Origin of the sequence: Serpentinimonas maccroryi, assembly GCF_000828915.1 — a bacterium.
GTDB lineage: Bacteria > Pseudomonadota > Gammaproteobacteria > Burkholderiales > Burkholderiaceae_C > Serpentinimonas > Serpentinimonas maccroryi.
Genome location: NZ_AP014569.1, coordinates 2516423 through 2532085 on the forward strand (window position 1 = coordinate 2516423; position 15663 = coordinate 2532085).

General features: G+C 68.6%; 18 protein-coding genes and 1 pseudogene. 4 read left to right on the plus strand and 15 right to left on the minus strand.

Annotated elements, in window-relative coordinates:
* Positions 1-61: 61 nt before the first annotated feature.
* The 3 genes and pseudogenes from SMCB_RS11495 to ssb all read right to left on the minus strand — a co-directional run bounded on the left by SMCB_RS11495 (position 62) and on the right by ssb (position 2124).
* Entirely contained in the window at positions 62-994 is a 933-nt protein-coding gene (locus tag SMCB_RS11495) for an ImmA/IrrE family metallo-endopeptidase (RefSeq protein ID WP_231851213.1), read from the minus strand.
* Between the two features lie 63 nt (positions 995-1057).
* Positions 1058-1216 (minus strand): annotated as a pseudogene (locus tag SMCB_RS13395) (helix-turn-helix transcriptional regulator); the annotation flags it as partial.
* A 419-nt stretch (positions 1217-1635) separates the two neighbouring features.
* Positions 1636-2124, minus strand: a complete 489-nt coding sequence (ssb, locus tag SMCB_RS11505; protein WP_045537145.1) for a single-stranded DNA-binding protein — start codon at positions 2122-2124, stop codon at positions 1636-1638.
* 251 nt (positions 2125-2375) lie between these two features.
* Between ssb and SMCB_RS11510 the strand changes: the two genes are divergently transcribed.
* The 4 genes from SMCB_RS11510 (at position 2376) to SMCB_RS11525 (ending at position 7768) form a co-directional block, all read left to right on the plus strand.
* Positions 2376-3806: a sigma-54-dependent transcriptional regulator gene (locus SMCB_RS11510; protein ID WP_420834911.1), complete on the plus strand. Its 1431-nt coding sequence runs from the start codon at positions 2376-2378 to the stop codon at positions 3804-3806.
* A complete protein-coding gene (locus tag SMCB_RS11515; RefSeq protein WP_045537147.1) occupies positions 3803-4798 on the plus strand; it encodes an NADH-quinone oxidoreductase subunit B family protein in 996 nt (331 codons plus the stop codon). The genes SMCB_RS11510 and SMCB_RS11515 overlap by 4 nt, the downstream gene beginning before the upstream one ends.
* A gap of 21 nt (positions 4799-4819) precedes the next feature.
* Positions 4820-6304 (plus strand): nickel-dependent hydrogenase large subunit, encoded by a 1485-nt coding sequence (locus SMCB_RS11520; protein WP_045537149.1) that lies wholly within the window; start codon positions 4820-4822, stop codon positions 6302-6304.
* Between the two features lie 69 nt (positions 6305-6373).
* Positions 6374-7768, plus strand: a complete 1395-nt coding sequence (locus SMCB_RS11525) for a sensor histidine kinase (RefSeq protein WP_045537151.1) — start codon at positions 6374-6376, stop codon at positions 7766-7768.
* Here the strand turns inward: SMCB_RS11525 and SMCB_RS11530 are convergent.
* The 12 genes from SMCB_RS11530 to SMCB_RS11585 all read right to left on the minus strand — a co-directional run bounded on the left by SMCB_RS11530 (position 7740) and on the right by SMCB_RS11585 (position 15658).
* Entirely contained in the window at positions 7740-8033 is a 294-nt protein-coding gene (locus SMCB_RS11530; RefSeq protein WP_052468525.1) for a DciA family protein, read from the minus strand. The genes SMCB_RS11525 and SMCB_RS11530 overlap by 29 nt on opposite strands.
* Positions 8034-8107: 74 nt before the next feature.
* On the minus strand, positions 8108-8935 hold the full coding sequence (locus SMCB_RS11535; protein WP_045537153.1) for a S1 family peptidase: 828 nt from the start codon (positions 8933-8935) through the stop codon (positions 8108-8110).
* 4 nt (positions 8936-8939) lie between these two features.
* Positions 8940-9596 (minus strand): BMC domain-containing protein, encoded by a 657-nt coding sequence (locus SMCB_RS11540; protein WP_045537155.1) that lies wholly within the window; start codon positions 9594-9596, stop codon positions 8940-8942.
* Positions 9593-11965, minus strand: a complete 2373-nt coding sequence (locus tag SMCB_RS11545) for a VWA domain-containing protein (RefSeq protein WP_045537157.1) — start codon at positions 11963-11965, stop codon at positions 9593-9595. Before SMCB_RS11545 ends, SMCB_RS11540 begins: the two co-directional genes overlap by 4 nt.
* Before the next feature lie 49 nt (positions 11966-12014).
* On the minus strand, positions 12015-12857 hold the full coding sequence (locus SMCB_RS11550; RefSeq protein WP_045538132.1) for a CbbQ/NirQ/NorQ/GpvN family protein: 843 nt from the start codon (positions 12855-12857) through the stop codon (positions 12015-12017).
* A gap of 173 nt (positions 12858-13030) precedes the next feature.
* Positions 13031-13297: a hypothetical protein gene (locus SMCB_RS11555; protein ID WP_045537159.1), complete on the minus strand. Its 267-nt coding sequence runs from the start codon at positions 13295-13297 to the stop codon at positions 13031-13033.
* The gene (locus SMCB_RS11560; protein ID WP_045537161.1) at positions 13294-13935 is read right to left on the minus strand and encodes a nucleotide-binding protein; all 642 of its coding nucleotides are present in this window, start codon (positions 13933-13935) and stop codon (positions 13294-13296) included. Before SMCB_RS11560 ends, SMCB_RS11555 begins: the two co-directional genes overlap by 4 nt.
* 7 nt (positions 13936-13942) lie before the next feature.
* Positions 13943-14260 (minus strand): 4a-hydroxytetrahydrobiopterin dehydratase, encoded by a 318-nt coding sequence (locus tag SMCB_RS11565; RefSeq protein WP_082027381.1) that lies wholly within the window; start codon positions 14258-14260, stop codon positions 13943-13945.
* Between the two features lie 19 nt (positions 14261-14279).
* Entirely contained in the window at positions 14280-14588 is a 309-nt protein-coding gene (locus SMCB_RS11570) for an alpha-carboxysome major shell protein CsoS1 (RefSeq protein WP_045537164.1), read from the minus strand.
* Between the two features lie 66 nt (positions 14589-14654).
* Positions 14655-14951, minus strand: a complete 297-nt coding sequence (locus SMCB_RS11575) for an alpha-carboxysome major shell protein CsoS1 (protein ID WP_045537166.1) — start codon at positions 14949-14951, stop codon at positions 14655-14657.
* 123 nt (positions 14952-15074) lie between these two features.
* Positions 15075-15398 carry a carboxysome peptide B gene (locus tag SMCB_RS11580; protein ID WP_082027383.1) on the minus strand — a complete coding sequence of 108 codons (324 nt, stop codon included), beginning with the start codon at positions 15396-15398 and terminating at the stop codon, positions 15075-15077.
* Complete coding sequence (locus SMCB_RS11585; protein WP_045537168.1) at positions 15398-15658, minus strand: alpha-carboxysome shell vertex protein CsoS4; 261 nt, start codon at positions 15656-15658, stop codon at positions 15398-15400. The genes SMCB_RS11580 and SMCB_RS11585 overlap by 1 nt, the downstream gene beginning before the upstream one ends.
* Positions 15659-15663 lie beyond the last annotated feature (5 nt).

A 15663-nucleotide genomic window follows, 5' to 3' on the forward strand; every position in this document is an offset into this window, starting at 1 on the left:
CTGACTCTGACATTCGGGCGCGGGCGCAGCGGGGTTTGCGTGGGCGCCCTTGCAATCACGGCTACGACCCAGACGAGCCAGCGCATGCAGGTTGCGCGCAGGCTGACGCCTCGAGGCTAAAGCTCTGCTTGAGGTCGTTCATCCATGAGGGTTCGATGTACCCGTCATGCTGCAGGCGGCCCACCACGATGCCAGGGTGGACGCCGATGGCTTGCGCAAACTCTTCCGCCTTCCTCTTGGTACGAAGCTTCGCAAGGGTTGACGCATGTTGCTCAGGGATGAGACAGTTGCCTGCCCAAGTGTTGGCTTCATGTTCCCGCGGGTCGGTGGTGTGTGCTGCGTTGGGGTCATCCAGAAAGATGGATTTTTTGTCTTCTGGGCTGTTGGCATGCAGCAGTATATGGGCGGCTTCATGGAAAAAGCTGAACCAGAATTTGTCGTTGGTCTTGCCGTAGAGCGACAGCTGGATCAAGGGGCGCGTGGGGCTGAGCCAGCGCGCCACCCCGCTCACATGGGCGCGGGGTATGGCAGGCACCAGCACCAGCAGCACGCCCGCGTCCTGCAACAGGCTGCGCAGCTTGGGTTCAAAAACCTGGGGCTGCTCACGGGTCAGAGCTCGGATGGCCACCAGTGCTTTTTCGAAGCGGGCCTTGTCGTACTTGGGTCCGTCCAGCTTTTCAGCTTGCTGTTCGCCCAATCTCAGCCAAGCCGATATCGCACCCACGTCGCTTTGGTCCTCGCGGCTGCGCCTAAAGGCCACGTGCATGCCAGCGTAAAGGTTGCGCCATTCATCGGGCGATGCGACGCCAAAAAATCGCAAGCAAGCTTCAACCAGCCTAGGCTTGTTTTTGGCATCTGCACGCATTTTGGGTACTGCACCGCAGGCCATCAGCTCTTTGAGCGGCAATTCGTCCAGCCAACCTGCCCAAGTGGCGTGTCGTTTGGCGGCTTCCAGCCGTGCCTTGTGGCGTTGAAAATTGGCTTCGCGGGCCAACCAAAAATCGGCCGAGCTGCCCAGCACACGCTCTAGGCGCAGGGCCGCATCGACACTCAGCGGCACCTTGCCGTTGATGAGGTGGCTGACATGTTTTTCGCTATACCCCAGTCGGAGGGCCAGTTCGGCTTGGGTCCAGCCGCGTTCCTCGACAATGTCGAGGACGGTTTCGCCAGGTGGGGAGACCCAGTCTGGCGCGAAAGGAGCACTCAGCTCAGTCATGATAATCCCCTACGTAATCAATGCAGACGATGGTTACTTGGGACCAGTCAACCCCGCCATCTGGCCGGGCCGGCGAAGGGTCGTGGGCAGGAGAGAGCACGAGCCGCCAGCCACCAGATCTGACACCCGACCGGCGGCCTCCAGATCACTCAAGCGGAGGCGAAGTTTCCCAGCGCACGCGGCGCCCAATTTCTGCTCAGCGACAACGCGCTTCTCGCACAGATCGCGAACCTTCTTGTCTTTGTAACGAATCTGCAAGAGCCCTCCATTCTACCGATATTTACCTATCAGGTAAACTTTATTTTTTCTCTAGGTCGTCAAAAGCTTCTTCCTGGGCATTCATCTGTGGCCTAAACGGCCGCTCCTCGCTCTCCTCGGCGAGGGGCTGGCTATTGTTTACATGCAAAGAAACCTACGGGCTAGAACGGAATATCGTCCTCCATGCCGTCAAAGTCGGTCGAGGCGGCAGCGGGTTTAGCGGCGGCGGGGCGGCTGGGGGCGGGCCGGTTGGCTGCCGGGGCGGCAGCGCGCGGGGCGGCGCCAGCGTCGTCTGAGGTGGGGGCGCCCATGCCTTCGCGGCCGCCAAGCAGCTGCAGCTCGGAGGCCACGATGTCGACCGTGTTGCGCTCGACGCCGGACTGGTCGGTGTACTTGCCGTATTTCAGGCGGCCTTCGACGTAGATCGGGCGGCCTTTTTTCACGTACTCGCCGGCGATCTCGGCCAGCCGCTCGTAGAAGGTGATGCGGTGCCACTGGGTGTCTTCGACCATTTCGCCGCTGGTGCGGTCTTTGCGCCGGCTGGTGGTGGCCAGTGTGACGTTGGCCACTGCTTGGCCCGAAGGCAGGTAGCGGATCTCGGCGTCGCGGCCGCAGTTGCCGACCAGTATGACTTTGTTGACGGATGCCATGGCGCGGGTGCTCCTCTCTGAGGGTGGGTGATGATGGGTGGGATGCGAAGGATTGTGCAGCATTTCAAACCCGGTTCTGCGGTTTGATTCGCAGCCCAAGCTGCAGCTGCAGGCCAAAGCGATCGCCGCCGCTGACCCGGCTGCGATCATTGGTTTGGCGCTTGCCTACAATGGCCAGCGCGCAACCCTTGTTTCCCGATCGGCCCAGTGCTTTGACCACGCCCCCTTTGCCCCTCAACCCCGAGCCCACCGTGCTGGTGGTCGATGACGAACTGCGTTCGCAAGAAGCGATCCGGCGCACCCTGGAGGAAGACTTTCGCGTGCTCACCGCGGGCAGCGCCGAACAGGCCAGCGCCTTGCTCGAGCGCGAGCCGGTGGCGGTGCTGCTGTGCGACCAGCGCATGCCCGGCACCAGCGGCGTGGCTTTTCTCAGGCAGGTGCGCCAGCGCTGGCCCGAGGTGGTGCGCATCATCGTTTCGGGCTACTCCGAGAGCGCCGACATCGTGGCCGGCATCAACGAAGCCGGCATCTACCAGTACATCCTAAAACCCTGGGCGCCCGAGCACCTGCTCGACTCGGTGCGCAACGCGGTGGAGGCGCAAGCCCTGCAGCGCCAGACCGCGCGTCTGGATCTGGAGCTGCGCACCAGCACCCCGGCGCTGCGCCAGCGCGTGAGCCAGCGCCAGCAGCAGGTGCAGCAGGTGTACGGCTTCGAGCGCATCGTGCGTGCAGCGGGCAGCCCGCTCGACGGCGTCTGTGCGCTGGCGGCAAAGGTGGCGCGCTACGATTTGCCGGTGCTGGTGCTGGGCGAATCGGGCACCGGCAAGGAGCTGCTGGCGCGCGCCATCCACTACGCCTCGCCGCGCGCGAGCGGCCCGTTCGTGGTCGAAAACTGCGCCGCCATCACCGACACGCTGCTCGAGTCCGAGCTCTTTGGCCACAAGCGCGGGGCCTTCACCGGCGCTTACGAAGACCACGTCGGGCTGTTTCAGCGTGCCCACGGCGGTACCGTGCTGCTCGACGAGATCGGCGAGACCTCGGCCGCGTTTCAGGTCAAGCTGCTGCGCGTGCTGCAAGAGGGCGAGGTGCGGCCGGTGGGTGCGGCGCGGCCGCTGCCGGTCGATGTGCGCGTGCTGGCTGCCACGCACCGCGAACTCGAGCAGCGCGTGCGCGACGGGCTGTTTCGCGAAGACTTGTACTACCGCCTGGCTGCGGTCACCCTCACCATGCCGCCGCTGCGCGAGCGCATGGCCGACATCGGGCCGATCGCGCAGCAGCTGCTGCACCAAGTGGCCGCCGAGCTGCGCCGCCCGGTGCCCGAACTGCCCGATGGCACCCTGGCTTGCCTGCTGGCTTACCCGTGGCCGGGCAACATCCGCGAGCTGCGCAACGAGATCGCGCGCGCGCTGGCGCTGCACGACGGCGCGCGGCTGCCCCCCGAGGTGTTCTCGCCGCGCGTGCTGCAAGGGCACGGCACCGGCAGCGCCGCGGCCCAGCTGGCGGCGCTGGTGCCCAGCAGCGGCACCTTGGCGCAGCGGCTCGAAGTGATCGAGGCCATGCTGCTGCGCGAAACGCTGCTGCGCCAGCGCTGGAACAAAACCCGTGCAGCGCAAGAGCTGGGCCTGTCGCGCGTGGGCCTGCGCAGCAAAATCCAGCGCTTTGGGCTGGAGCCCGGCGCATGAACCTGCTCTGGTTGCAAGCCGGGGGCTGTGGCGGCTGCAGCATGTCGCTGCTGTGCGCCGACACCCCCGACTGGCACGGCCAGCTGCGCGCCGCCGACATCGAGCTGCTCTGGCACCCCTCGCTCTCGCTGGCCAGCGGCGCCGAGGTGCTGGAGCTGCTGCAGCGCTGCGCCGATGGCCGCCAGCCGCTCGATGCACTGTGCATCGAAGGCGCGCTGCTGCGCGGCCCGCACGGCACCGGGCGCTTTCATGTGCTGGCGGGCACCGGGGTGCCGATGATCGATTGGGTGCGCCGTCTGGCCGCCCGGGCGCGGCACGTGCTGGCGGTGGGCAGTTGCGCCGCGTGGGGCGGGGTCACTGCGGCGGGCGAGAACCCGACCGACGCCTGCGGCCTGCAGTACGAGGACGAGCGCCCCGGTGGCCTGCTGGGCGCCGAATTTCGCAGCGCCAGCGGCCTGCCGGTGATCAACATCGCTGGCTGCCCGACGCACCCGAACTGGGTGCTCGACACGCTGGCGGCGCTGGCGGCCGACAGCCTGGCTGCCGCCGACCTCGACGCGCTGGCGCGGCCGCGCTTTTATGCCGACCAGCTGGTGCACCACGGCTGCACGCGCAACGAGTACTACGAGTTCAAGGCCAGCGCCGTCAAGCCTTCCGATCTGGGTTGCCTGATGGAGCACATGGGCTGCAAGGGCACCCAGGTGCACGCCGACTGCAACATCCGGCTCTGGAACGGCGAGGGCAGCTGCACCCGCGGCGGCTACGCCTGCATCGCCTGCACCGAGCCGGGTTTCCAGGAGCCGGGCCACGCCTTTGCCCAGACGCCCAAGGTGGCGGGCATCCCGATCGGGCTGCCGACCGACATGCCCAAGGCCTGGTTCATCGCGCTGGCCGCGTTGTCCAAGAGCGCCACGCCCAAGCGCGTGCGCGACAACGCCGAAGCCGACCACCTGCTGCAAAAACCCGCGCTGCGGCGCACGCGGCTCAAATGAACGCACCATGAACGCACGCCCATGAGCCGCCTGATCGTTGGGCCCTTCAACCGCGTCGAGGGCGACCTCGAGGTCACGCTCGACGTGGCCGACGGCGCGGTGCGCGCGGCGCACGTGAACGCGCCCATGTACCGCGGCTTTGAGCAGATTTTGCACGGCAAACTGGCGCACGATGCGCTGGTGTTCGTGCCCCGCATCTGCGGCATCTGCTCGGTGTCGCAGTCGGTGGCTGGCGCGCGTGCCTTGGCCGATCTGGCTGGGGTGAGGCCGCCGCCCAACGGCCAGCACGCCATCAACCTGATGCTGGCGACCGAAAACCTGGCCGACCACCTGACGCACTTTTACGCCTTCTTTATGCCCGACTTCTGCCGGCCGGTGTACGCCGACCGGCCTTGGCACGGTGAAGCCCGGCGCCGCTACTTGCCCGAACACGGGGTGCAGACCCGCCAGGCGCTGGCGGCGCGCCAGCGCGCCTTTACCCTGCTGGGCACGCTGGGCGGCAAGTGGCCGCACACGCAATCGATCGAGCCCGGCGGCAGCACGCGCGCCATCGACGCCGCCGAGCGGGTGCGGCTGCGCGCCAAATTGCGCGAATGGCGCGCCTTTCTGGAGCAGCAGCTGTTTGCCGACACGCTGGAGCGCGTGAGCGGCCTCGATAGCTTGGCCGGGCTGTGGCGCTGGCACGCCGCGCAGCCCGAGGCCGGCGATTTGCGTTTTTTCCTCACGCTGGCGCGTGACACTGGGCTGGCTGGTTTGGGGCTGGGCCCGGGGCGCTGCCTGAGCTACGGCACCTACCCGCAGCCCGACGGCACGCTGGCGCTGCCGGCCGGGGTCTGGCAGCAGCAGCCCGGTGGCGCGCAGGTGCTGGCGCTGCAGCCCGAGGCCATCAGCGAAGACGCCAGCCGCAGCTGGCTCGAGTCGGGCCCGGCGGGCGCTGAGGGCGCTGCGGTGGCGCTGCACCCCTGGAGCGGCCTGACCCGCCCGGCCCCCGACAAAGCCGATGCCTACACCTGGAACAAGGCGCCGCGCTGGGCCGGCCAGGTGGTGGAGACGGGGGCGCTGGCGCGACAGCTGGTGGCCGGGCAGCCGCTGGTGTGCGAGGCGGTGGCGCTGCATGGGTGCAGCGTGCTGACGCGGGTGCTGGCGCGCGCCCTCGAGCTTGCGCAAGTCTTGCCGCTGATGGAGCGCTGGCTGCAAGCCATACAGCCCGGCGAGGCCTTCTGCGTGCCGGCGCCGCTGCCCGATGCCGGGCGCGGCATGGGCCTGACCGAGGCCGCGCGCGGCAGCCTAGGGCATTGGGTGGTGGTGCAGCAGGGCCGCATCGCCAACTACCAGATCGTGGCCCCCACGAGCTGGAACTTTGCCCCGCGCGACGCCGCCGGTGTGCCGGGCGCGCTCGAACAGGCGCTGGTGGGGGCGCCGGTGCGCGCCGGCGAAGACACGCCGGTGGCGGTGCAGCACGTGGTGCGCTCCTTTGACCCCTGCATGGTCTGCACGGTACACTGAAAAGCCGCAGCCCACAAGGCGACACCCAGCACCCTTCCCATTCAGCCTCTCCAGCCTTCAGAGCCCCGCATGGCAGCGCGCCCACCCTTGCCCGCCCGGGCTGTGCCCGAGCCCGCCAGCAGCCTCGAGCGCCTCGGTGCGCTCGAGGGCGTGGACGAATCCGCCTGGCTGGATGTGATCCAGAAAATGGAGCAGGTCTATACCCAGTTGATCGACGACGAGGTCAAGCTGGAGCAAAAAAACGCCGAACTGGAGTTGCAGCAGCAGTTCATCGCCAGCGTGATGGCCTCGATGTCGGACGTGCTGGTGGTGTGCGACCGCAGCGGCCGCATCGAACAGGTCAACCGCGCCTTGTGCGAGCTGGTGGGGCGCAGCGAAGCCGAGCTGGTGGGCCAGCCGGTGGCGCGCTTGCTGGCCGATGCAGGCAGCCAAGAGCGGGCGCAGCGGGCGATGCAAGGCAGCACCCAGCAGGGGGTGGAGATCGAGCTCAACCTGCTCGACCGCCATGGGCAGCCGCTATCGGTCGATGCCAGTTGCACCCCGCGCTTCGGCGGTGCGCGGCGCCGTTTGGGCACGGTGTGGGTGGGGCGCCCCACGGGCGAGCTCAAGCGCGCCTACCAAGAGTTGCAAGCGGCGCACGCGGCGCTCAAGAGCGCGCAACAACAGCTGTTGCATTCCGAAAAAATGGCCTCGCTCGGGCAGCTGGTGGCCGGGGTGGCGCACGAGCTCAACAACCCCATCAGTTTCGTGCTCGGCAACACCCACGCGCTGCAAAAATACTGCAACCGCTTGCAAAGCTACTTGAGCGCGGTGCACCAGCAGCGGCCCAATGCCGATCTGGCCGACCTAGCCGAGCTGAGTGCGCTGCGCCAGCGCCTGCGCATCGACCGCTTGCTCGACGACCTGCCCGAACTGATCGCCGGCACGCTCGAGGGCGCGCAGCGCACCGCCGACATCGTGCAGGGGCTCAAGCGCTTTTCGGCCATGGACCCGCAGGAGCACCAGCCGCTGGAGCTGGCGGCGGTGATCGAGCTGGCGATCGCCTGGGTGCAAAAGGGGCAGGCGGAGCCGGTGCAGCTGCGCTGGCAGCGCCCGGCCACGGCGCTGCCGGTGCGTGGCAGCGCGGGCCAGTTGCAGCAGGTGCTGATGAACCTGCTGCAAAACGCCTGCTACGCCGTGGCCACCCAGCCCCCCGAGCGCCGCTGGGTAGAGATCCGCGCGACCGCCGACGCCAGCTGGGTGCGGGTGTGCGTGCTCGACGCCGGGGCGGGCATTGCGCCCGAGCACCTGCCGCGCATTTTCGACCCTTTTTACACCACCAAACCGGTTGGGCAGGGCACGGGCTTGGGGCTGTCGATCAGTTACGGCATCGTGGAGGAACACGGCGGCCAGCTGCGCGCGCGCAACAGCGCCCACGCCGGGGCCGAGTTCGAGCTCAGCCTGCCACGGGCTTGCGCACCTTGAAGCGCAGCGCGCTCACCGGCTGCCCGCTGGCCTGCAAGGCCTGCAGCAAGGCCGGGGCGAGCTGACGCAGCTTGCTGCCCACGGCGGGGTTGTGGACCAGCAGGCACCAGACGCCGTCGTCGAGCGGGCCGGCGCTCACCTGATCGCGCAGCGGCGGCGGCAGCAGCGGCAGCACCAAGCGCAGCAGCTGCTGCGACTGCGCCACGCGCTGCGTGATGGCCGACAACACGCTGGAGGCGCGCACGGCTTGTTCGAGCGGAATCATGGGGCCTGAGTATCGCTGTTTTATCGCTGTTTTGGAGCCTCAAGGCGGGCACGACCGATTGCCTCGCCAGCCGCTCAGTCCAGCCAGCGCCCTAGGTAGGCCGCCAGCAGCTCTTGCACCGCGCTGGCCTTGATCACCAGCCCGAGGTCGATCATCTCGCTGCCCAACACCGTGCCGCCGACGCTGGCCGGTACCGGCACCGGCACCAGGCGGCTGGCTTCTTCGCGAAAAAACACCGCCGCCACCACGCCGGCAAACCAAGGCGCACTCTGGCTGGTGTCGTCGGGCGCGCCGTCGCTGCGGCGGCGGCGCACGAACACCGGCGAGCCGCTGGAGCCCGGATAGACGGCGGCGTCGATCAGAAACTCGGCCCGGCCCTCGAAGTCCAGCGCCAGCGCCGTGGCGGTGCTGCCGCGGCGCAGAATCGGCAGCGCGTTGACCTGATCCCAGACGCCGCTCGGGTAGCCGACAAACAGCACGTCTTCGAGCGCGTCGAAGGCGGCGCTGTCCGCCGCGTTGGGCATGGTGCGGCTGTCGATGGGCTGCACGTACAGCTCCACGCCTTGGGCCTGCGCGGCCTCGAGCAAGGGCCGCAGCGGCACCAGCGCCAGATCGACCTCGGGCTGCGGGTGGCAAAACCAGGCCTGCGGGAAGTCTTCGATGTCGATCTGGAAGCGCTGCCCGATCAGCGGCTGGCCATTGTGGGCGCGCGTGAACACCAGCGCGCCGCGCTGCACGCCCTCGACCAGGTGCCGGTTGGTGACCACGAAGCGGCTGCGGCCGCGCGTGTGTTGGTGCTCGATCACGAAGGCGGTGCCCGAACCCAAGCTGCCGTCGGCGAGCACGGTATCGACGCGCACGGTGTGGAACAGCAGGCGTTTGGCGGCGGTATCGACGTGCATGGTTTTAGTCCTCGCCTAGGGGGGCGGCGTTTAGGTTGATGGTGGCGATGGCGCGCTCGGCCGCCTCCAGCGCCTGCTCCGCTTCGGCTTCGCTGCCCATCATCGTCAGGCGGCCAAAGGAGCCGAAGGGGCGCACGTCGATCAGGGTGACGTTGGCGGCTTTTTCGGCCTGGTTGGCGGCATAGACCACGTAGCCCGCCGGCTCGACCTCGAAGATGAACATGCTCTTGCCCGGCAGCAGCATCGAGCCTTTGCGGAACTGGCGGTTGATCAGGGTGGCGTGGTCGGGCGTGAGGGCGCAGATGACTTCGCTCCAGGCGATGCGGCACGGCAGGCGCTCGGATTCCGCTGCGCCCAGCTGCTGCAGGATCAGCTGCCCGGCCTGCGCCACCTCGCTCTGGTTGCGGTAGTGGATTTCCATCGAGCCAAAGGCGCGCTCCACCACCTGCTCGCCCATGTGCACGTTGCTGCTCTTGAGCGCGATGTCGGACAGGCGGTGCACCGCCATCCCCGGCGCCACCTCGACCCACAGGCAGGCGTCGCCCGGCACCGGCAAAAAGCCCTGCGACGAGGTGGCGAGGTACGAGGCCAGCTGCGGCTGCAGCGAGTCGATCAGGACGTAGGTGCGCAGCGACACCGGCGCGCCGCCGGCGGTCTTCATCGGGTCAGGCCCAGGTAGAGCTGCGGCAGGCGTTCGGGCAGGCGCTCGACGCGGTCGATGACGCTGTAGTGGCCGCTGCCAAAGATGCGCTCGACGTAGCCGTCGGCACGCGGATCGAGCGACAGGCCGTAGCACATGGTGCCGTCGCGCTGCAACTCCTGCACCGCGCGCTGGGCGTCGAGGCGCAGGTACTGCGGGTCGGTGACGTCGCGGTCGGCGGGCGCGCCGTCGGTGATCACCAGCACCAGCCGTTTGCGCTGCGGCTGGCGCCGCAGTTGCGCGCCGGCGTGGCGCAGCGCCGCGCCCATGCGGGTCGAGTAGCGCGCCTGCATCGCCGCCAGCCGCGCCTGCGCCAGTTCGGCAAAGGGCTCGTCGAAGCCTTTGAAGCGGTGGTAGTGCACGTCGTGGCGGCCGTCGGAGCAAAAGCCGTGCAGGGCAAAGGGGTCGCCGATGCGGCGCAGCGTCTCGGCCAGCAAGATGGTGGCGGCGCGCGTGAGCTCGAGCACGGTCTGCTCTTGGCCGCGCACCTTTTCGTTGGCCGATTCCGACAGGTCGAGCAACACCAGCAAGGCCAGATCGCGCTCGTGGCGCTGGCGCCGCTGCATGATGCGCGGGTCGGGCTGGCGCCCCAGGCGCCAGTCGAGCAGCGCTTGCAGCGCCGGGTCGAGGTCGATGTCGTCGCCGTCTTCGATGCGCCGGATGCGCTGCAGGCCCTGCGGCGCCAGCGCCTCGATCAGGTATTTGAGGCGCGCGATCACCGGCTTGTTCTGTTCCAACACGGCTTGCACCGGCGCAGGGTCGGCGAGTTCGACGTGGCGCTCCTGCACCGTCACCCAGTCGGGCCGGTGCAGCTGGATTTGGTAGTCCCACTCGGGGTAGTGCACCGGGTCGGCCAGCGGCGCGCGGCCCAGCAGCGAGTTGATGGTCACGCCTTCTTGGTCCAGCCAGTATTCGGTCGGCAGGGTCCAGATTTCTTGCGCGTCGTCGCCGGCGTATTCGACGTCGACTTCGTTGACCATCTCCATGATGTTGACTTTGCGCCGCACCTGCTGGCGGCTGTCCCAGTCCGCTTGCAGCGCCTGCGCCTCGTCGTAGCGCGCCGCTTGCCAGAGGTAGCGGTTGTCGTCGCGGTAGGGGGCGCGCAGGGCGTCGTGGCGGGCTGAAAACGGCGCCCAGCCGTGTTGCAGGCGCCAGTGCTCGAGGCTCGCAGCCAGCTCGAGGCCGGTGCTCAGGCTGCGCTGGGCGTCGTCGCGATCGGGCCAGGCGGCCCAAGCCGCCAGACCCTGCTGCACCCAAGGATGGGGGTCGGGGCGGGCGGGCTCGAGCCACGCGCGCACCAAGCGGTGCAGCAGGTCGCCGCAGTGGGCGGGTTCGGCCACCGGCGGCGGCTGCAGGCGCAACCAGAGCGCAGCCAGCCCGGGGAAGCGCGCGATCGCCAAGGCCTCGACGCGCGCGTCTTCGACCGCTTCGACCAAGGCGCGCTGCAGGGGCGACAGGCCGCTGTCGTCGAGCGCCGTCTGGCCAAACACGAGGTGCGCGGCGCAGTGGGCGGCGGCGGCGCGGTAGAGCTCGAGCGCGCTCACCGGGGCGGCCTCGGTGCTGCCGTCGCTGCTCGGGTTGGCGGGCACGTCGTCGTAGGCGTCGGCGAGGTGGATCACCATCTGGTCGATGAACGGGCGCAAGCCTTGGCGCTGCTCGTAGTCGCCGGCGGTCGGGCGCAGCACGAAGTCGCGGCCCCAGAGCGCACGCAAATACATATTCAAGCGGCGCTGCACATCGACCAGCAGCGTGCCCTTGCGCTCTTGCTGCAACACCGCCAGCGCGTCCGGGCTGGCGAGGCCAAAGTAGCGCTGCTGGCCTTCAAAATCGCTGCGGTAGGCGTTGGCGCCCCACATCACCCAGCGCCGCAGCCCACCCAAGGTGAGCTGGCCCAGCAGGCGGTCGAGCTGCTCGAGCATCGGGCGCAGACCGCGCGGGGCTTGCGCCAGCACCAGTTCGAGCACGCTCAGGTACTGACGCCACAGGCTGGCGTCGCCCAAACGCTCGGCCACCGTGCCGGAGGTGCCGGCGATCAAGGCCAGCACCTGGCCCGAGGTGCGCGAAGCCATGCCGAGCAGGAACTGCACCAGCCCCGGTAGCTCTTCCTCGCCCACGGCGCGCGCCAGGTGCGGCATCTGCTGCAGGTAGGTGAGCACCAAGTCTTCGCCGCGCCCGAGTTGGTGCAGCGCCCGCGCGCCCTTGAGGTAGTTGTCGAGCCCGCGCGGCGACATGGCGCGCGCAGCCTCCTGCCACGCTGCGGGCAGCAGCTCCTGCGCCCGGGGGGGCAGTTCGGCGAGCAGCTCGTGCTGGTCGTGCAGGTGGATGCTCATGGCGCTTGGGGGCCGTTTTTAGGCTGAGGGGGTGCGGTCGTGCTGCGTGTTAAAAGTAGGTGCCCACGGCGGCGTCGAGCACGTCGCGCATGTCGGCGTCGTCGGTGATCGGGCGCACCAGCGCCATGCGGCAGGCCGCCGCAGGCGCCACGCCGCGCGCGATCAGGGTGCCGGCGTAGATCAGCATCCGGGTCGAAAGCCCCTCGTCGAGGCCGTGGCCCTTGAGGTTGCGTGCGCGCTCGCCGATGTGCACCAGCCGCCCCGCGGTTTCGGCATCGACGCCGGACTCGTGGGCCACGATCTCGACTTCGAGCGCGTGCTCGGGGTAGCCAAAATCGAGCGCCGCAAAGCGCTGTTTGGTGGACTGTTTGAGGTCCTTCATGAGCGACTGGTAGCCCGGGTTGTACGAGATCACCAGCACAAAGTCGGGGTGGGCGTGCAGCAGCTCGCCTTTTTTCTCCAGCGGCAGCAGGCGCCGGGCGTCGGTCAGCGGGTGGATCACGACCGTGGTGTCTTGGCGCGCCTCGACCACTTCGTCGAGGTAGCAAATCGCGCCGTGGCGCGCCGCCAGCGTCAGCGGCCCGTCTTGCCAGCGTGTGCCCTGGGCGTCGAGCAAAAAGCGCCCGATCAGGTCCGATGCCGTCATGTCTTCGTGGCAGGCCACGGTGACCAGCGGCCGATTCAGGCGCCAAGCCATGTGTTCGATGAAGCGCGTCTTACCGCAGCCGGTTGGGCCTTTGACCATGACCGGCATCCGGGCGCCGTAGGCGGCCTCGAACAGCTCGACCTCGTCGGCGACGGGGCGGTAAAAGGGCTCGTGTGTGGTGCGGTAGGCGCTCAGGGGGTCGCTGCTGCTGCCAGCGCTGGGCGGGGTGTCAAGGCTTGGGCGCATGGCGGCGTGGCTGCTGTGGGCGGCGCCGGCTGGGGTGCGGCCTGTGGGCGCAGCGGAGTATGTAGGCGCTTGCGCCGGGTGCATGCCGGCGAGGTCGAGGTGGCGCGCCGGGTAGCTGCGTTCTGGGTAGTTGCGCGTGGGGGTGCTGATCATGGTCGTGCTCGGGTTAAAGCCTAGTCGGGCCAGACGCGCTGCGGGAACAGCTCGCCGGCGCTGCTGCGTGGGGTTGAGGCGCTGGCGCTGGCGTCGGGCTGTGGCTGGACGGGTGCTGGTGCGCGCGGTTTGGGCGCTGCACGCGGCGCGCGCGCCGGCCGTGTGTCGGCAGACGCATCGGCCTTGGGAGCCAGCGTGGGCGGCGCCTTGCTGGCCGATTCGGCCCCAAGCTCAGGCTGAGCGCTGCGGCGCACGCTGGCGGCGAGTTGGGTTTTGAGTGCGGTCATTTCAGTATCTCCTCGAGTACGGCTTCGATTTCGGCCCGGGCCGCGGCCGCTTGGCGCCCCAGCGTGTGCACGGTTTGCCCCTGCAGCGCGGCGCTGCGGTAGATCGCGCGCCGCCGCACCACCGATTGCAGCAGCTCGAGCCCAAACTCGGCCACCGCCTCGTTCATGGCCTGCGACCAGGCGCGATCGGGCTCGGCTTGGTTGAGCACAAAGGCGGCGCGCCAGGCGCTGCGGCCGGCCCCGGCTTGCTCGAGCAAACGCACCAAATGCCAGCTGGCCCACAGGTCGAGCGCCGAGGGCAGCACCGGCACCAGCACCCGATCGACCCGGCCCAGCAAGGCCTGCAAGCCGTCTTGCTGCAGCGCCGGCGGGCAGTCCCAGACCACGTAGTGCGGGCTCGGCTGCGATTCGTCGGCCAGCATCTGGGCCGCCTCGGCGCCATACACCGCCATCGGCAAACCCGCCGCACCGCTCTGCGCCGCCCATTGCAAGGCCGAACCCTGCGGGTCGAGGTCCACCAGCACCGTGGGGCCGCGTCGTGCCAACGCCGCAGCCAGGTTCACGGCCAGCGTGGTCTTGCCGGTGCCGCCCTTGTGGTTGATCAGGGCGAGCTGAAACGGTGCGGCGCGGCGGCTCATGGCGCTGTCAGGCCGTGGCCAACCGCCCCAGTTCAGCCGCCAGCGCGTACTCGGCCGGGCTCAAGGCCGCGCCCGTGGCGCTGAGCGTGACGTTGACGTAGGTGCGGCCAAAGTTGATGTTTTGTGCCGTCACGCCGCTGGACTCTTGCAGTTCGGCGAGCCGATCCAGAAAAGTCCGCGTTTGGGCATAACTGGCGAACTCGAAGCGCCGAAACAGGCTCGGCGGGCGTTCGCTAAAGCTCCAGCCCGGCGCGGCAGCCGCCAACGCCGTGGCCTCGCTGGCCGTGGCCGGGTTGCCGCTGGGCGTTGGGTTGAGCGCTTGCATGCGATGGCCTTTCAGCCGCTCAGCTGCGGGTCGAGGTGATTTCGAGGTCGCGGCCACCGCCGTCGGCGTCGGGGCGCTCGGGCAAAATGCCTTCGACTTCGTTGTGCACGCGCGCGATGATGTGCGCGGCCACCAGCCCGTCGCCCACGCGTTCGCAGGCGTCGGCGCCGGCACGCACCGCTGCGTTGACGGCGCCGGTCTCGCCGCGCACCAGCACCGTGACGTAGCCGCCACCGACGAACTGGCGCCCGATCAGGCGCACTTCGGCGGCTTTGGTCATGGCGTCGGCGGCCTCGATGGCCGGCACCAGGCCGCGTGTTTCAATCATCCCGAGGGCGATTCCTGTGCTCGTAGCCATCGTGTTGCCTCTTTGTCTTTAAAAAGTTGAGTGGATTCAAGCGCTCGGGGCCACGGGCAGAATGCCTTCGACCTCGTTGTGCACGCGCGCGATGATGTGCGCGGCCACCAGCCCGTCGCCCACGCGTTCGCAGGCGTCGGCGCCGGCACGCACCGCTGCGTTGACGGCGCCGGTCTCGCCGCGCACCAGCACCGTGACGTAGCCGCCACCGACGAACTGGCGCCCGATCAGGCGCACTTCGGCGGCTTTGGTCATGGCGTCGGCGGCCTCGATGGCCGGCACCAGGCCGCGGGTTTCGATCATGCCCAGGGCAATACCTGTGGTTGCTGCCATTTCATTTCTCCTTCAGTTCAAAAAAAACACCAAAAAACACCTAAACCCCACGAGCCGTTGGTCAAAGCAAACGACTCACCCATGCCCACACGAGCTGGCCAGCGGCCGGCCCACTCAGCATTCCTACGGTGCAGCGCGCACGTCGGCGCGTGCTCCGGTATCGGCCGCCGCGGCGTCTGGCGTTACCGCCTGCGCGTTGCCCGCACATTCCCAGTGATCGACGATGCCGCAGATCGCCAAATCGGTGATCGTCAGCGGATCGGGCATCGCAAACCGGGCCGCGCTGCCGGTGGTGACGAAGACCCACTTGCCCTCGGGCACCCCGACCGGGTCGGACGCCACCGACACCACCCCCTGCTCGCTTTGCAACACGCGCAGCGACACCGCCTGCATGCCCTCGACGCGCCGGGTGCACACCAGATCGGCCACAACTTGCAGCACTTCCATCAGGCGCTCCCCTCTGGCGTCCAGCGGTCGATGATGCCGACGATGGTCAGGTCGGAGGGGAAGTCGCGGCCGCCGGCGGCTTCGCGCGCGGCCGACGAACCGACGCAAATCACCCAGTCGCCCGGCACGCAGCCGATGGCATCGACCGCCACGCTACGCGCTCCGCCGGCGCGCTCTTGCAGCACCAGCAACGGCCGGTGGCCAAAGGCTTCGATCCGGTTGGTCGAAACCAGGGTTTTTTCCACGCACATGATCTTCATGGTTC

Excerpts from the sequence above, each read along its gene's own strand:
- ssb (WP_045537145.1), bottom strand. The coding sequence starts at position 2,124 with ATGGCATCCGTCAACAAAGTCATACTGGTCGGCAACTGCGGCCGCGAC.
- SMCB_RS11515 (WP_045537147.1), top strand. The coding sequence starts at position 3,803 with ATGAACCTGCTCTGGTTGCAAGCCGGGGGCTGTGGCGGCTGCAGCATG.
- SMCB_RS11520 (WP_045537149.1), top strand. The coding sequence starts at position 4,820 with ATGAGCCGCCTGATCGTTGGGCCCTTCAACCGCGTCGAGGGCGACCTC.
- SMCB_RS11525 (WP_045537151.1), top strand. The coding sequence starts at position 6,374 with ATGGCAGCGCGCCCACCCTTGCCCGCCCGGGCTGTGCCCGAGCCCGCC.
- SMCB_RS11530 (WP_052468525.1), bottom strand. The coding sequence starts at position 8,033 with ATGATTCCGCTCGAACAAGCCGTGCGCGCCTCCAGCGTGTTGTCGGCC.
- SMCB_RS11535 (WP_045537153.1), bottom strand. The coding sequence starts at position 8,935 with ATGCACGTCGATACCGCCGCCAAACGCCTGCTGTTCCACACCGTGCGC.
- SMCB_RS11540 (WP_045537155.1), bottom strand. The coding sequence starts at position 9,596 with ATGAAGACCGCCGGCGGCGCGCCGGTGTCGCTGCGCACCTACGTCCTG.
- SMCB_RS11545 (WP_045537157.1), bottom strand. The coding sequence starts at position 11,965 with ATGAGCATCCACCTGCACGACCAGCACGAGCTGCTCGCCGAACTGCCC.
- SMCB_RS11550 (WP_045538132.1), bottom strand. The coding sequence starts at position 12,857 with ATGCGCCCAAGCCTTGACACCCCGCCCAGCGCTGGCAGCAGCAGCGAC.
- SMCB_RS11555 (WP_045537159.1), bottom strand. The coding sequence starts at position 13,297 with ATGACCGCACTCAAAACCCAACTCGCCGCCAGCGTGCGCCGCAGCGCT.
- SMCB_RS11560 (WP_045537161.1), bottom strand. The coding sequence starts at position 13,935 with ATGAGCCGCCGCGCCGCACCGTTTCAGCTCGCCCTGATCAACCACAAG.
- SMCB_RS11565 (WP_082027381.1), bottom strand. The coding sequence starts at position 14,260 with ATGCAAGCGCTCAACCCAACGCCCAGCGGCAACCCGGCCACGGCCAGC.
- SMCB_RS11570 (WP_045537164.1), bottom strand. The coding sequence starts at position 14,588 with ATGATTGAAACACGCGGCCTGGTGCCGGCCATCGAGGCCGCCGACGCC.
- SMCB_RS11575 (WP_045537166.1), bottom strand. The coding sequence starts at position 14,951 with ATGGCAGCAACCACAGGTATTGCCCTGGGCATGATCGAAACCCGCGGC.
- SMCB_RS11580 (WP_082027383.1), bottom strand. The coding sequence starts at position 15,398 with ATGGAAGTGCTGCAAGTTGTGGCCGATCTGGTGTGCACCCGGCGCGTC.
- SMCB_RS11585 (WP_045537168.1), bottom strand. The coding sequence starts at position 15,658 with ATGAAGATCATGTGCGTGGAAAAAACCCTGGTTTCGACCAACCGGATC.